Annotated in this window: 12 protein-coding genes and 1 tRNA gene; 11 read left to right on the top strand and 2 right to left on the bottom strand. The window is 57.6% G+C overall.

Translation table 11 applies throughout. From position 1 onward, the window contains the following. Nucleotides 1-31 precede the first annotated feature (31 nt). Nucleotides 32-1,609 (top strand): Ppx/GppA phosphatase family protein, encoded by a 1,578-nt coding sequence (locus DU505_RS05010; RefSeq protein WP_114477875.1) that lies wholly within the window; start codon nucleotides 32-34, stop codon nucleotides 1,607-1,609. 285 nt (nucleotides 1,610-1,894) lie between these two features. On the opposite strand, the gene DU505_RS05000 is transcribed toward DU505_RS05010, so the two are convergent. Both DU505_RS05000 and DU505_RS04995 read right to left on the bottom strand, forming a co-directional pair. Then, nucleotides 1,895-1,968 (bottom strand) — tRNA-Gly (locus DU505_RS05000). 437 nt (nucleotides 1,969-2,405) lie between these two features. After that, entirely contained in the window at nucleotides 2,406-2,813 is a 408-nt protein-coding gene (locus DU505_RS04995; protein ID WP_114477873.1) for a CBS domain-containing protein, read from the bottom strand. 211 nt (nucleotides 2,814-3,024) lie between these two features. On the opposite strand from DU505_RS04995, the gene DU505_RS04990 reads away from it, so the two are divergent. From DU505_RS04990 to DU505_RS04945, 10 genes are all read left to right on the top strand, one after another. Beyond that, nucleotides 3,025-3,534 (top strand): YqaE/Pmp3 family membrane protein, encoded by a 510-nt coding sequence (locus DU505_RS04990; RefSeq protein WP_114477872.1) that lies wholly within the window; start codon nucleotides 3,025-3,027, stop codon nucleotides 3,532-3,534. Nucleotides 3,535-3,886: 352 nt separating this feature from the next. After that, nucleotides 3,887-5,392 (top strand): glycerol kinase GlpK, encoded by a 1,506-nt coding sequence (glpK, locus tag DU505_RS04985; protein WP_114477871.1) that lies wholly within the window; start codon nucleotides 3,887-3,889, stop codon nucleotides 5,390-5,392. Between the two features lie 99 nt (nucleotides 5,393-5,491). Continuing rightward, nucleotides 5,492-6,580: an ABC transporter ATP-binding protein gene (locus DU505_RS04980; protein WP_114477870.1), complete on the top strand. Its 1,089-nt coding sequence runs from the start codon at nucleotides 5,492-5,494 to the stop codon at nucleotides 6,578-6,580. Between the two features lies 1 nt (nucleotide 6,581). Further along, nucleotides 6,582-7,682 (top strand): ABC transporter ATP-binding protein, encoded by a 1,101-nt coding sequence (locus tag DU505_RS04975; protein ID WP_114477972.1) that lies wholly within the window; start codon nucleotides 6,582-6,584, stop codon nucleotides 7,680-7,682. Beyond that, on the top strand, nucleotides 7,675-8,559 hold the full coding sequence (locus DU505_RS04970) for a carbohydrate ABC transporter permease (protein ID WP_181872729.1): 885 nt from the start codon (nucleotides 7,675-7,677) through the stop codon (nucleotides 8,557-8,559). The genes DU505_RS04975 and DU505_RS04970 overlap by 8 nt, the downstream gene beginning before the upstream one ends. A gap of 1 nt (nucleotide 8,560) precedes the next feature. Then, nucleotides 8,561-9,454, top strand: coding sequence for a carbohydrate ABC transporter permease (locus tag DU505_RS04965; protein ID WP_114477868.1), 894 nt, complete (start codon nucleotides 8,561-8,563; stop codon nucleotides 9,452-9,454). Between the two features lie 16 nt (nucleotides 9,455-9,470). After that, nucleotides 9,471-9,743: a DUF2160 domain-containing protein gene (locus tag DU505_RS04960; RefSeq protein WP_114477867.1), complete on the top strand. Its 273-nt coding sequence runs from the start codon at nucleotides 9,471-9,473 to the stop codon at nucleotides 9,741-9,743. 61 nt (nucleotides 9,744-9,804) lie between these two features. Then, nucleotides 9,805-11,544 carry an ABC transporter substrate-binding protein gene (locus DU505_RS04955; RefSeq protein ID WP_114477866.1) on the top strand — a complete coding sequence of 580 codons (1,740 nt, stop codon included), beginning with the start codon at nucleotides 9,805-9,807 and terminating at the stop codon, nucleotides 11,542-11,544. A gap of 198 nt (nucleotides 11,545-11,742) precedes the next feature. After that, nucleotides 11,743-13,383, top strand: a complete 1,641-nt coding sequence (locus tag DU505_RS04950) for a glycerol-3-phosphate dehydrogenase/oxidase (protein WP_114477865.1) — start codon at nucleotides 11,743-11,745, stop codon at nucleotides 13,381-13,383. A 131-nt stretch (nucleotides 13,384-13,514) separates the two neighbouring features. Continuing rightward, on the top strand, nucleotides 13,515-14,384 hold the full coding sequence (locus tag DU505_RS04945; protein WP_114477864.1) for a carboxylate/amino acid/amine transporter: 870 nt from the start codon (nucleotides 13,515-13,517) through the stop codon (nucleotides 14,382-14,384). Nucleotides 14,385-14,424: the final 40 nt, after the last annotated feature.

Here is a 14,424-nt window from a genome sequence, read left to right as displayed (position 1 = left end):
GGACTAAACAAACATACCAGTAGAATTTTTTATGCGCGTACAGACACAGTGGAAGAACAAGCCAAATCTTGAGCTGAACCAGCCGCATCGTTTGGCGGCTATTGATTTAGGGTCCAATAGTTTTCATTTGTTGGTGGCTAATTATCAAGAGGATAAGTTGCAAGTTGTGGCTAAAGTAAGCGAAAAAGTTCAGTTGGCTGCCGGGCTGGGTTGTGATAATACGTTAAGTGAAGAAAGTATTCAGCGTGCGCTGTCTTGCCTGGCACAATTTGCGCCGTTTGTCGAAGGCATCCCACCTGAGCAAATGCGTATTGTTGGTACTAATACCGTGCGTTCCGCAGATAACAGCCAAACGCTGATCCAGCAGGGAGAAAGTCTGCTTGGTCATAATATTGAAGTTTTATCCGGGCGTGAAGAAGCTCGACTGATCTACTTGGGTGCGGCCCACGCTTTGGCTGACGTGCATGGTAAGCGGCTAATCGTAGATATAGGGGGCGGTTCCACCGAATTCATTGTTGGTGAAGATTTTAAGCCCTTGGCATTAGAAAGCTTGGAAATGGGCTGCGTAACGTATACAAAACGTTTTTTTTCGGATGGGCGGATCGATGAGAAGCGCTTTCGGCAGGCTGAAATTTCAGCACTTTCCGAGCTGGAGAATATCCGCCAGCAATACCTGTATCTGGGCTGGTCTGATCCGGTCGGAACTAGCGGTACCATTCGAACTGTGGCTGCGGTACTTGCCGCCACAGAAGGTTCCCCTAGTGGAATGATATATCGTGATTCATTGTATGCGCTGCGCAAAAAAATAATTAAATATAAGCGTGTCGATAAAGTGGCTATGGAAGGGCTGAAGGCCGATCGTGCCAGTGTTTTCACTGGTGGGCTGGCGATACTTTGTGCAATTTTCGAAGCTTTTGATTTGACTCATCTCAGCTGCTCGGATGGCGCCTTGCGTGAAGGCGTGCTCTATGATCTGGTTGGGCGCAATACCGCCGAAGATTCTCGTCTTCTGACTCTCGAAATTTTATGCCGACGCTATAGTATTGATATGCGCCAAGCTGATAACGTTGCAGCAAGTGCCATGGTCGCCTTCGACCAGGTGCGCGATGCCTGGCAGCTCACCGAAGAGCATCGCCATTACTTGACCTGGGCAGCGCGTCTACATGAGCTCGGGTTGGCTGTTTCGCATAGTCAATTCCAACGGCATGGTGCCTACCTGATTGAATACTCAGACCTTTCAGGCTTCTCACATACCGAGCAGCAGGGCCTGGCTTTTCTTGTGCGGGCTCATCGGCGTAAATACCCTCTTAAAGAGTTTAAATTACTGCCGAGCTCGGTTATGCAATGCTACGCTCGTCTTGCACGCTTGCTTCGCTTGGCGGTAGTGTTTAACCATTCCCGCCCGAACCTGCCAGTCACAGACTTTCGTTTATTTGTCGAAGGTGAGACTCTTCAACTTCAGCTTTCAAAAAACTTGGTTGGAAATGTTTTGTTACTAAATGACCTGATACAGGAGCGCGACTACCAGCAGTCTGCTGGCTTCGGATTAGATATCGGCCAGCATTCTCCTGCTACTGTGGCTGAACCCCATTCAGGAGATGGAAATTAGTCAGTCACGAATGGACATACTCGTATCGCGACGGCGGTAAGCCTGACCGGCAAGGGGCAGCATACGGTTGAAGGTATCCTGTCGGTGAACACGCCTTAGCGCGTGGACCTGATACGGCGCTGGCCAAGGTGGTGAAGGCGTTCGGCTCTTCCAGGCCGCGCTGTGCCTACCTGTTCGCCAAGCGCCGCGGCAACTGGATGAAGCTGCTGGTCCTATGGCCTTGGCATCTGGGTCTGGATAGGGTGCGGACCGCGCTTGAGCCAGGACATAGGCATTACGAGGTGTTGGAGCGGGTGAAGGGAATCGAACCCTCGTCTTAAGCTTGGGAAGCTTCTGCTCTACCATTGAGCTACACCCGCTGTCCGGATTCGATAGTAAACTCAATGCCTTATGTGGCGCAAGCCGTCACGCGCTTTTACCGTTTCTGCTTCGCTAAGTGCTTGTTTTACCGCTCAGAAGAACTTCAATCGAGGGGAGGCCGCTCCCCATCGTAGCCGGGCTAAGGATAGTGAAAGCGGTTGGCAAGAAAAATCTTTCGCCGAGCGAGAACTTTTGTCGATTGCGCTGTCTGATCTAGTACAGACAACAGCGCGATGGCAGTCGCTAACACTGTTGCTCTGGCTCGCAGTTTCGATCTTGCCGCCCATGTCCGCATGTGGCGGCTTTCTTTTGCGCCTACGTTCCTGTGCCCTAGCGCCTGCTGGCCAAAGGGGCCGGGGGGCTTCGAGACTGCGCCCGGCGATCGCCGGGCGCAGTGTCAGGATGAATAGGGTATGGATAGGAGGGCAGCCCTGACCTATTTGTGTCGCATGCGCACAATGGCCGTGAGGACGTCGCGACGAGTGACGATGCCGACCAGCCTCTCCTGCTCGACTACCGGATAGACCTTGGGCTTGTTTCCCAGCATCTCCTGGGCAAGGTCGGTGATGCTCTTGTTGGGTGAAACCGACAAGACCTCGTTACGCATCAGATCCCTGACCAGCGGCGGCTCGTCGTTGAGGTAGGCGCTCTGGAGAACCTTTCCCATGACATCCTGTTCGGATATGAAGCCGATCAAGTGGTCACTCTTGTCGACCACGGGAACACCCGGCAGCCGATGCAGGGCCAAGCCTTCGGCAAGGGTTGTCACGGAGGTGTTGGCGGTGACCCGATAGCAGTCGCGGGACATGATATCGCGAACGATAGTGGGAGCCTTTGTGGGCATGGGGCATCTCCTTGGCCGGTGGCACTTGGCAGGTCATGTAACCATCATAGCCGAGAGGGGCCCTGGTCTGGCCAGTCGGCATAAACACTTTTTCCAACGCTGCTGCGATCCTGTCCTGGAACATCGCGCCCATGTCATGACTCCAATCCTGTACGCTACCTTCGAGGTCGGCTTGCCCTGCTGATGAGCCGCCTTATCAGAGGAGACTGTGATGGATGCCCGGGAATATCTGGCCAGGAAAGGCATTGGCCAGGGTCGAGAGGAAGAGCGGCCCAATACGCTGGAAGAGAAGGCATGGGAGCGAGCGCGTGCTGCCGGCGAACATCAGCCGCATGCGGGCACTCCTCATGACTGGGAGGACTGGGAACGCTATCACGATGACTTGGCTGAGGGTGCCGAGAGCATCGAGCAGAAGATCGACCGTGATTCGCACCATCATGCATCGGAGCGGGTTACGCGTGATGCAGTCCAGCATTTTACTCCCACTGATACCGACAACTTACACCCCGGGGACGCGCCTCAATTGCAGGGCGCGCCCTGGGTGTATTCCACGGCGCTTAGCATTTCCTTGAAGGTGCTGGCGGTATTGATGCCGCCGCTGGCGGTGGGACTCTCTCATGGCGGTCAGCGACGTGTGGCGGTTAGCCTGCTGTTGACCCTGCTGGGCTGGGTGCCGGGTGTCATTCACGCTTTTACCTGGCTCAAGCGCGTCTTGGGTTGAGCCTGGACCTCGTTTTTCCCGCCTGTCGTTCGCGCATCGAGCCGCAATGCGCGCCTTTCTTGCCATAATGTTCGTAAGCGAAAGGTTTCTCCCGAAACGAATTTTTCCTCCCTGCCTGCTTTTCAGTAAAAACAACGAGTTGTTGGCTTTCTCAGCTTGGTTATCTTCATTCATAGACGAAGGTATAAGGCATAAAGCGGCCGCCAGCGTTGCCCATGATGGGGTCATAAGCTAGGCTCGCTATCGAAAACGAACATTATTTGGCTGGAATGATTGAAAACGAACATTTGGCGTGGGCCAGACGTGATCGATTCCGCCGGATCTACCCATAACAATAACCAGGGCGAAGTGCATGGCTTCCTATCTTCTATCCATCGATCAGGGTACCACCAGTTCCAGAGCGATCCTCTTCGACCGTGAATTTCGCCCTGTCGCCATGTCTCAGCAAGAGCTAGTCCAATCATTTCCTGCGGATGGCTGGGTCGAGCATGACCCGCAGTCGATTTGGGAGTCGGTGCTTTTCATTTGTCGCGACGTGCTGAGAAAAGGAAATGTTCGGGCCACCGACCTGGCCGGTATCGGAATCACCAATCAGCGTGAGTCCACGCTGGTCTGGGATCGTGCCACCGGCACGCCGATTCATCCGGTCATCGTCTGGCAGGATCGGCGCACCGTCCAGCAGTGCGAAAAGCTGAATGATGCCGGCTATGCCGAGGACGTTCAGGCGCGTACCGGTCTCCTGATCGACCCCTATTTTTCTGCCACTAAGCTGGCCTGGATACTCGATGAAGTCCCCGGGGCCCGCGAGTGTGCCGAGCGCGGTGAGCTGGCCTTCGGCACCATCGACACCTTCCTGATCTGGCGACTGACCGGTGGCAAGCAACACCTCACCGATGCGACCAATGCATCGCGCACCTTGCTTTTCAATATCCACACGCAGGCCTGGGACGAAAGGCTGCTCGAACTATTCAACATCCCCGCCGCACTGCTGCCCGAAGTCAAGGACTCCAGCGATGATTTCGGTCTGGCGGAGGCAGCGCTTCTCGGCAGTGAAGTACCCATAGCCGGTGTGGCAGGCGACCAGCATGCCGCGCTGGTCGGACAGGCTTGTTTCGAGCCGGGTATGGCCAAGAGCACCTATGGCACCGGCTGCTTCATGATGCTCAATACCGGTGAGAAGGCGGTCGTTTCAAATAATCGTTTATTGACCACGCTTGCCTATCGACTCAACGGTCGGCCTACCTATGCCATCGAGGGGAGTATTTTCGTGGCCGGTGCGACCGTGCAATGGCTCAGGGATGGCCTGCAGCTGTTCAAGGATGTCGCCGAGACCGAGCGGCTCGCCCACGAGACTCGCGCGGGGCACAGCGTCTATCTGGTACCCGCTTTCACCGGTCTGGGGGCGCCGCACTGGGATCCGCGGGCACGAGGTGCGATCTTCGGCTTGACCCGGGATACCGGTATTGCCGAGATCGTCGCGGCTGGCCTGCAGTCGGTCTGCTTCCAGTCACGTGATCTGCATGTCTGCATGGGGCAGGACATGGCGCAGGGCCAGGGGCGGCTGAGGGTCGATGGCGGCATGGTTTGCAACAGCTGGCTCATGCAGTTCCTGGCCGACATGCTCGGACAGGAAGTGGACAGGCCGGTGGTCCTCGAGACGACAGCCCTGGGGGCGGCGTATCTGGCCGCGCTGAGAGTAGGGTGGTACCGCTCACTGGATGAGCTGGTCGCGCTCTGGCAATGCGAGCGAACCTTCACACCGAGCATGGCTTCTGCGGAGCGGGAGTCGCTCTACGACGGTTGGCAGAATGCCGTACGACGTGTGAAGAGCGATCTCGGCGAGGCCATGCCGGCCTGAGCCGTGTGCCTGCCCCGGCAGGTCAGATCCATGGCGGTCATCGCGCTGACGGGCGGTGGCTAACACATTCGATATAACAACGTTGACAGCGAGTTCAGCATGTCACTGATTTTGGAAAACATCGATCATGTGGTCAATGGGGCCACACACATCGAAGGTGTCAATCTGGAGCTGGCGCCCGGCTCATTCAATGTCCTGCTGGGAAGAACCCTGGCCGGCAAGACGACGCTGATGCGAATCATGGCCGGACTGGATACGCCGACCCGAGGACGAATACTGATGAACGGGGAGGACGTTACCCGCAGGTCGGTGCGCCGGCGCAATGTGTCGATGGTGTACCAGCAGTTCATCAACTATCCAAGCCTGACTGTCTTCGACAATATTGCGTCGCCATTGAAGCTGGCCCGTGTTCCCAAGGCGGAGATCAACAGGAGGGTTAATGAAACCGCTGAGATGCTTCATATCGAGCATCTCCTGGACCGTTATCCCCAGGAGCTGTCGGGTGGCCAGCAGCAGCGCACCGCCATGGGCCGAGCCTTGGTCAAAGATGCCGACCTGATCCTGTTCGACGAGCCGCTGGTCAACCTCGACTACAAGTTGCGCGAAGAGTTTCGCGAAGAGCTTCGGGAACTTTTCAAGACACGTAACTGCATTGCCGTCTATGCAACGACTGAACCCAACGAGGCGCTGGCATTGGGAGGCTATACTGCGGTGCTGCATGAAGGCAGGTTGTTGCAGTATGGCCGTACCGACGATGTCTATCATCGACCGAAGGACATCCTTTCCGCCGAGATGTTCTCCGAGCCACCCATCAATATCTTGCCTGCGATGGTGTCGGGTTCAGAGGTGACATTCGACCGAAATATCCATTTTCCATTGAATCAGGATCTGGGCGCGCTGGCCCCAGGTCAGTATCACTTCGGCGTCAGGGCATCGCATATCGGCTTGCAACCACAGGCCGATGATGACCTCGAGCTCGAGGTAAAGGTTGATATTGCGGAAATCAGTGGCTCTGAAACTTACCTGCATGTGAGAAACGATTTGTTCAAATTGGTTCTTCATCTCGCGGGGATTCATGAGTTCGACGTAGACCAGACGATCAAGGTCTATTTTCCGACACACAAGATCTATGCCTTCGACAGGAGTGGTGGCGTCGTACACATTCCTGCACGGCCAGGGGTGCAGTGAGATGGCTCAGATTACTTTGAAGGCGCTGGCTCATAGCTATTCGACCAGTCCAGACGGCCCGCAAGACTATGCCATACGTGAAATGGATCACGTGTGGCATCAGGGAGGGGCCTATGCGCTTCTTGGGCCTTCGGGCTGTGGAAAATCCACCCTGCTCAATATCATATCCGGCCTGCTGACACCCTCTGAGGGGCAGGTGCTGTTCGATGACCAGGTCATGAACGAATTACCTCCTGAGGAGCGTAATATCGCTCAGGTTTTCCAGTTCCCGGTGGTTTACGACACCATGACGGTTTTCGATAACCTGGCGTTTCCTCTGAGAAATATCGGGACACCGGCAGAAAAGGTCAAGCAGCGCGTCGGAGAAGTGGCGGATATCCTCGATCTCACCTCTCTGCTCAAGCGCAAGGCAAAGAACCTGACTGCGGATGAAAAGCAGAAAGTGTCAATGGGACGCGGGCTGGTACGTGACGATGTTTCCGCCATCCTCTTCGATGAGCCGTTGACGGTCATCGATCCTCAGCTCAAGTGGAAGCTCAGGCGCAAGCTCAAGGAGATCCACGAAAAATTCAATATCACCATGATTTATGTGACGCACGATCAGCTAGAAGCCTCCACCTTCGCCGACAAGATAGCGGTGATGTATGACGGACAGGTGGTGCAATTCGGTACCCCTCGGGAACTGTTCGAAATGCCGGCACATACGTTCGTTGGCTATTTCATCGGTAGTCCGGGGATGAATTTCCTCGATGTCGAGCTGACGAAGACAGGGGTGCTGGTCAATGGTGTCTCTCTTCCATTGAGCCAACGTTTCCAGATGGCCATGCGACGTGCAGGCTCTCGTAATCTAAAAATCGGTATACGTCCTGAGTTTGTCGAGGTCTTACCGAAACCATCCGACGATACCTGTATGGTGGAAGTGAAGAACACCCAGGACTTCGGCACCTACCGTATCCTCTCCTTCCAGTTCGCTGGCCAGAACCTGAAGGCGCGTATCGATGAGGGTCAAGTCGTGTCAGGGGATCGGGCTCATGTGCGCTTTCCGGATACATATTTGAACCTGTACGTCGACGAGTATCGCGTGGAGGTAGGTGATGAATAAGGTATACAATAACAAGGCGTGGTTTCTCATCCTGCCTATGCTGCTGCTGGTGGCTTTCTCCGCCATCATACCCCTGATGACCGTAGTCAATTACTCGGTCCAGGACGTCTTCGATGCCAATACGCGTTTCTTTACCGGAACCGAGTGGTTCGAGACGATGCTGAACAATCCGACGCTGCAGGCCGCTCTCCTGCGTCAGTTTGCCTTTTCCTTTACCATACTGGCCATTCAGGTGCCGCTCGGCATCGGTATTGCCCTGTTGATGCCAAAGCGTGGCTGGCAGGCATCTGCCGTGTTGATCCTCATAACCCTTCCCCTGCTGATTCCCTGGAACGTGGTTGGCAGTATCTGGCAGCTTTTCACCCGCGGCGACATCGGCCTGATGGGCGTGGGCATTCGCCAACTGGGCTACGCCTACAATATTACTCGCAATCCCGCCGATGCCTGGGCCACCATCATTCTTATGGACGTGTGGCACTGGACGCCGCTCATCGCTCTGCTCTGTTACAGCGGCCTGCGTTCGATTCCCGATGCCTACTATCAGGCAGCGCGCATCGACAGGGCATCGAAGTGGGCGGTGTTCCGCTACATTCAGCTCCCCAAGCTGACTAACGTTCTGGTCATCGGCATTCTGCTGCGCTTCATGCACTCCTTCATGATCTATGCCGAGCCATTCGTGCTCACCGGCGGTGGGCCGGGCAGCTCCACCACTTTCCTCAGCCAGTCGTTGACCACCATGGCCATCGGCCAGCAGGACCTGGGCCCGTCGGCGGCGTTCTCCCTGATTTATTTCCTGATCATCCTGCTGGTCTGCTGGGTCTTCTATACCGCCATCATGAATATGCAGAAAGACAATGCCAATCAGGGAGGAGCTTGACATGACCCGCTCCGTACCGACCACGCCTGAAACCGTCCGCCAACAGGCCGCCGAGAGCGCTGCCAAGCGTCGCAAGCGGGCGCGCTCCGCCCCTATTCGTTGGCGTCGCCGCACGTTGCTCGGGCTCTACCTCGTCTTCGTAATGCTGCCGATCTACTGGCTGCTCAACCTGTCGTTCCAGACCAACAGCGAGATACTCGGCAGCTTCTCGTTCTGGCCTCAGAACTTCACACTGGGCAACTACGTGGGCATCTTCACCGATGCCAACTGGTACATGGGCTACGTCAATTCGTTAGCCTACGTGCTGATGAACATGCTCATCAGTATCTCGGTGGCGCTGCCCGCCGCTTACGCTTTTAGCCGTTTCAAGTTCATTGGCGACAAGCATCTGTTCTTCTGGCTGCTGACCAACCTGATGGCGCCCCCGGCGGTTTTCCTGCTGCCCTATTTCCAGCTCTACTACTCGGTGGGCCTGTTCGATACCCATATCGCCGTGGCACTGGCCCATTGCCTGTTCAACATCCCGCTGGCGATATGGATTCTTGAAGGTTTCATGAGCAGCGTGCCCAAGGAGGTCGACGAGACGGCCTATATCGACGGCTACAGCTTCCCGCGCTTCTTCGTCACGATCTTTATCCCGATGATCCGCTCGGGCATTGGCGTGACACTGTTCTTTCTATTCATGTTCTCGTGGGTCGAGTTGTTGCTCTCCCGCACGCTGACCGCCACCAATGCTCAGCCGATTGCCTCGATCATGACGCGTACCTCGACGGCGTCGGGTATTGATTGGGGAACCCTGGCAGCGGCCGGTGTGCTGACCATCCTCCCGGGTATCGTGGTGGTCTACTTCGTGCGTAATCACATTGCCAAGGGCTTCGCCCTGGGCCGGACCTGAACAGGAGGAAACCACGATGGAATGGATGGTCTGGACGTTACCCACGGCAATCTTCTTCTCCGTCATCGCTGCGATACTGCTCGGCATGACAGCCTGGGAGTTGGTTTCGCCCACGGTGGAGCGGCGTGGCTTCCTGCCGATCGCCACCACCCGCGGTGACCGGCTCTTCATAGGCCTGCTTTCCGCTGCCTATATTCATCTGGCAGTCGTCGGCTTCACCGATATCACGATTTGGTTTGCCCTGGGGGCTTCCGTCCTATGGTTGCTGGTGCTGATGCGCTGGGGCTGAACCAAGGCAGTACGGACGATAAACGTGTCACGGATGACTAAAAACGCACAACGAGGTCAACATGAAGAACAAAAGGATCCAACTAACGGCAATCGCAGGCAGCATTCTGCTTGCGTCCGCCGCGCTGCACGCCGACTCCCACGATGCACGGGCCATCGCCGAACGCCTGGTCGATGAACACTTCCAGAACTCCACGCTCTCCCGCGAAGAGCAGATAGAGGAGCTGCTGTGGTTTGCCCAGGCCGCCGAGCCGTTCCGTGGCATGGAGATCAATACCGTCGCCGAGGGCCTCACCACCCACGTCTGGGAGCGCGACGTGCTGGCGCCGGCCTTCGAGGAGCTTACCGGCATCAGCGTGACGCACAACATCATCGGCGAGGGTGATGTGGTGGACAACATGCAGACCCAGATGCAAACCGGGCGCAACATCTACGATGGCTACGTCAATGACTCGGATGCCATCGGCACCCATATCCGCTATGGCACAACCATCAACCTGTCCCAGGCGATGGAGAACGAGTGGGCCGATTACACTCTGCCGACGCTGGATCTGGATGACTTCATCGGGCTGCAGTACACAACCGGTCCCGATGGCAGCATCTATCAGCTGCCGACCCAGCAGTTTGCCAACCTCTACTGGTTCCGCTATGACTGGTTCCAGCGCGAGGACCTGCAGGAGCAGTTCCGCGATATCTACGGGTATGACCTGGGTGTGCCGACCAACTGGACGGCCTACGAGAACATTGCAGAGTTCTTTACCCAACACGTAGGCGAGATCGACGGTGTACAGGTCTACGGTCACATGGACTACGGCCGTCGTGATCCGTCACTAGGCTGGCGTTTCCATGACTCCTGGCTCTCCATGGCCGGCATGGGCAGCCCGGGCGTTCCTTTCGGCAATCCGGTCGACGACTGGGGTATCCGTGTCGATGAAGAGAGCCGCCCGGTGGGTGCCAGCGTGACCCGCGGCGGTGGTACCAATGCGCCTGCCTCGGTATTTGCCATGCAGAAGGCCGTGGACTGGCTCCGCGACTACGCGCCACCCGAAGCGCAGGGCATGACTTTCGGCGAGGCTGGCCCGGTGCCTGCCCAGGGTCAGATCGCCCAGCAGATATTCTGGTACACGGCCTTCACCGCCGACATGACCGATCCCAGCGTCGCGGTCACCGATGAAGAAGGCAATCCCAAGTGGCGCATGGCGCCGTCGCCGGTAGGGCCGTACTGGGAAGAGGGCATGAAGGTGGGCTATCAGGACGTGGGGTCCTGGACCTTCTTCGACTCCACCCCGGAGGATCGCCGTACCGCTGCCTGGCTGTTCGGCCAGTTCACTACCGCCAAGACCGTCTCCCTGGAAAAGCTGATTGCCGGCCTCACGCCAATCCGTGAATCCGACATCTTCTCCGACAAGATGACCGAGATGGCACCGAAGCTGGGTGGCCTGGTGGAGTTCTATCGCAGCCCCAACGAGTCCAACTGGACGCCGACCGGTACCAACGTGCCTGACTATCCGCGCATGGCACCGCTCTGGTGGCAGAACCTCGCGCCGGTCATCAGTGGTGAGATCACGCCGCAGGAAGGTCTCGACAACCTTGCCGGTGCCATGGACAACATCATGTCCCGCCTGGCTCGTGCCAATGTCTTCGAGGCCTATGCCCCGGCGCTCAACGATGAGCAGGACGCCGAGTACTGGCTGTCGCAGGATGGCGCGCCCAAGGCCAAGCTCGATGACGAGATGCCGCAGGGCACCACCGTTCCCTATGACCAGATGATGGAGGAGTGGATGGCCGCCGGTACACGTTGAGGGGTCCTGTCGGGCAGTGGTGCCTGACCGAGACCACTTTCACCGGCGCGGCAAGCCGGAATCGGCTTGCCGCGCCCAAGTCCGACACTCGCTGTTCGTGTTTCCGGTAGCCTGACCGGGTCAACTTTTGCCCCGTTCGGCGCTTGCCGAGCGGGGTTTTTTTCTCGAAAAGGTCCGAATATCCAGATAGGTCCGCACATGCAACTGCGCAGCAGCAATATCGACAAGTTGACGGGAGAGGTCTTCGACGTCCTGATCGTCGGCGGTGGCATCAATGGTGCAGCCGCCGCGGCGGCCTTGGCAGGGAAGGGTGCCAGGGTGGCGCTGGTTGAGCGCGGCGACTTCGCCGGTAGCACCAGCATGCACTCTTCCAACCTGGTCTGGGGCGGTATCAAGTACATGGAGAGCCGTGATTTCGCCCTGGTTCGCAAGCTTTGCAAGAGTCGTAATCACCTGATAAAGAGCTACCCCTCGACGGTGCAGGAAATTCGGTTTCTGACCACCATTCCCAAGGGCTTTCGCTATCATCCCCGCTATCTCTGGGCCGGCAGCTGGCTCTATTGGCTGATTGGCAACGGCTTTACGCGTATCCCACGTTTCCTTGCGCCCTCGGCGATCAAGCAGAGTGAAGCAATCGTTGACGTGGCAGAGGCCATGGGTGGCTTCGAGTACTCGGATGCCTATCTCCATGACAACGATGCCCGCTTCGTCTTCAATTTCGTGCGCGGCGCGCTCAATTACGGTGGTGTGGCCGTCAATTACGTCGAGTCACTGGGTGGAACGCGTGAGAACGGGCTTTGGGTCACCCAGTTGCGCGACGTGATTGACGGCGGAACGCTGGAAGTGCGCTCTCGCGTCCTGATCAATGCGGCGGGACCCTGGGTAGACAAGCACAACGCGCTGACGGGACAGCAGACCGATTATCACCATGTCTACTCCAAGGGTATCCACCTGATCGTACCGCGACTGACGGATAATCAGCGCGTACTGGCCTTCTTCGCCGATGATGGTCGTCTCTTCTTCGTCATTCCGATGGGGCCGAGAACCTGTATCGGCACCACCGACACCCGGGTCGAGAAGCCCGAAGTCGGGGTCACCGAGGATGATATCCGTTTCGTCCTGGACAACATCAACAAGCGGCTCACCCTGGAAAGACCACTGACCACCGCCGACATCATTTCCACCCGTTGCGGTGTTCGTCCCCTGGCCGTTCGGGCCAACGGCGGCGGTGAACGCGATTTTCTCCAGCTGTCGCGTAAGCATGCCATCGACATCAATGGCGAGGATGCTCACCTGAGCATCTTCGGCGGCAAGCTCACCGATTGTCTCAATGTCGGTGACGAGGTGGTCGATGCCGTTCGCGACATGGGCGTGTCAATACCTCACCCGGGTCATCGCTGGTATGGCGAGCCGCCGCAAGAGGTCCGTCATGAGTTCATGCATCAGGCCGCCCTGATGGGGCTCGACGTCATGACGGCACCGGAGGCCTCCGAGCCATTGTCGACGCGCCTGTGGCGTCGCTACGGTACCCATGCCCTAGAGATGCTCGAGGAGATCCGCGAGGATCCGCGTCAGGCCGAGGTGTTGATAGAGGGGACCGAATACCTTCGCTGCGAACTGCGTCATGCTCAGCGTCGTGAAATGGTCACCCGGCTGGAGGATTTCCTGCGTCGACGCTCCAAGATCGCCCTCGTCGTGGATGAGGTGGCGATACGTGACTCGCCGGGGCTGAGAGAAGCATGCGCCATTCTGTTCGGTGACCAGGCCGAGGCCCGTTATGAAGAGTACTTTGCCGCCAGCCGTGGCGAAGAGGCGGTCCTGCCGTCAACCGGCGAGTAATGAAAGGCTCGGGTGGCCTCGGCCAGGGGAAAGGGTGGTCGGCCAGAGGGGAAAGAGGGCGACAGGGGAATTGAAGCGGGACGGGTTGTGCGTATAATCGCTGTCAACTATCTCGCAGTATGGAGTTTACCGTGGGTTATCTGATTGGCGTTACCGCACTATGGGCCTTTTCGTTCTCGCTGATCGGCGTCTATTTGGCCGGCCAGGTGGACAGCTATTTCGCCGTGCTGGTGCGGGTTGCACTGGCGTCGGTGGTTTTCCTGCCCTTCCTGCGGCCGTCGCTCCTGCAGGGGCGGCAGCGCATGACGCTGATGGCGCTGGGAGCGGTGCAGCTTGGCTTGATGTATATCTTCTTCTACCAATCATTCCTGCTGCTGACGGTGCCGGAAGTCCTGCTCTTCACCATATTCACGCCCCTCTATGTCACGCTGCTCGACGATGCGCTGTTCGGTCGTTTCACGCCTTTCTACTTGCTCACGGCGGCCCTCGCCGTACTAGGGGCGGCGGTGATCCGCTACCAGGGCCTCGATAGCGGTTTCTGGCTCGGATTCCTGGTGGTACAGGGCGCAAACCTCTGCTTCGCCCTCGGCCAGGTGGGTTATCGCCGTCTCTCGGCGACCCTGCCGCCATCCTTGCCGCGCCATAGTGTCTTCGCCTGGTTCTATCTCGGCGCGTTGATGGTCGCATTGCCGGCCTTTGCCCTGCTGGGTAATCCCTCTGCCACGCCCACCACTAGTCTGCAGTGGGGCGTGCTCGCCTGGCTGGGCCTGGTGGCTTCCGGCATCGGTTATTTCCTGTGGAACCTGGGGGCGACCCGAGTGGATGCCGGTGCCCTGGCGATCATGAACAACGCCTTGATTCCCGCGGGACTGCTGGTCAACCTGGTAATCTGGAACCGCGAGGCCGACCTGCCGCGCCTGGCAATCGGCGGAGCCATTATCGTCGGCTCATTGTTTCTCAACGAGTGGTGGCAGCGCCGCCGGGCGACTGCTGCGGCTTGAGTTTGCCCGGCCTGCTGCCAGCCTCCATAATGGCCGGCCG

Source organism: Billgrantia montanilacus (genome assembly GCF_003336675.1).
Classification (GTDB): Bacteria; Pseudomonadota; Gammaproteobacteria; order Pseudomonadales; family Halomonadaceae; genus Halomonas; species Halomonas montanilacus.
Note: the sequence above shows the minus strand (reverse complement) of the source record. Positions and strands in the feature narration are given on the sequence as shown.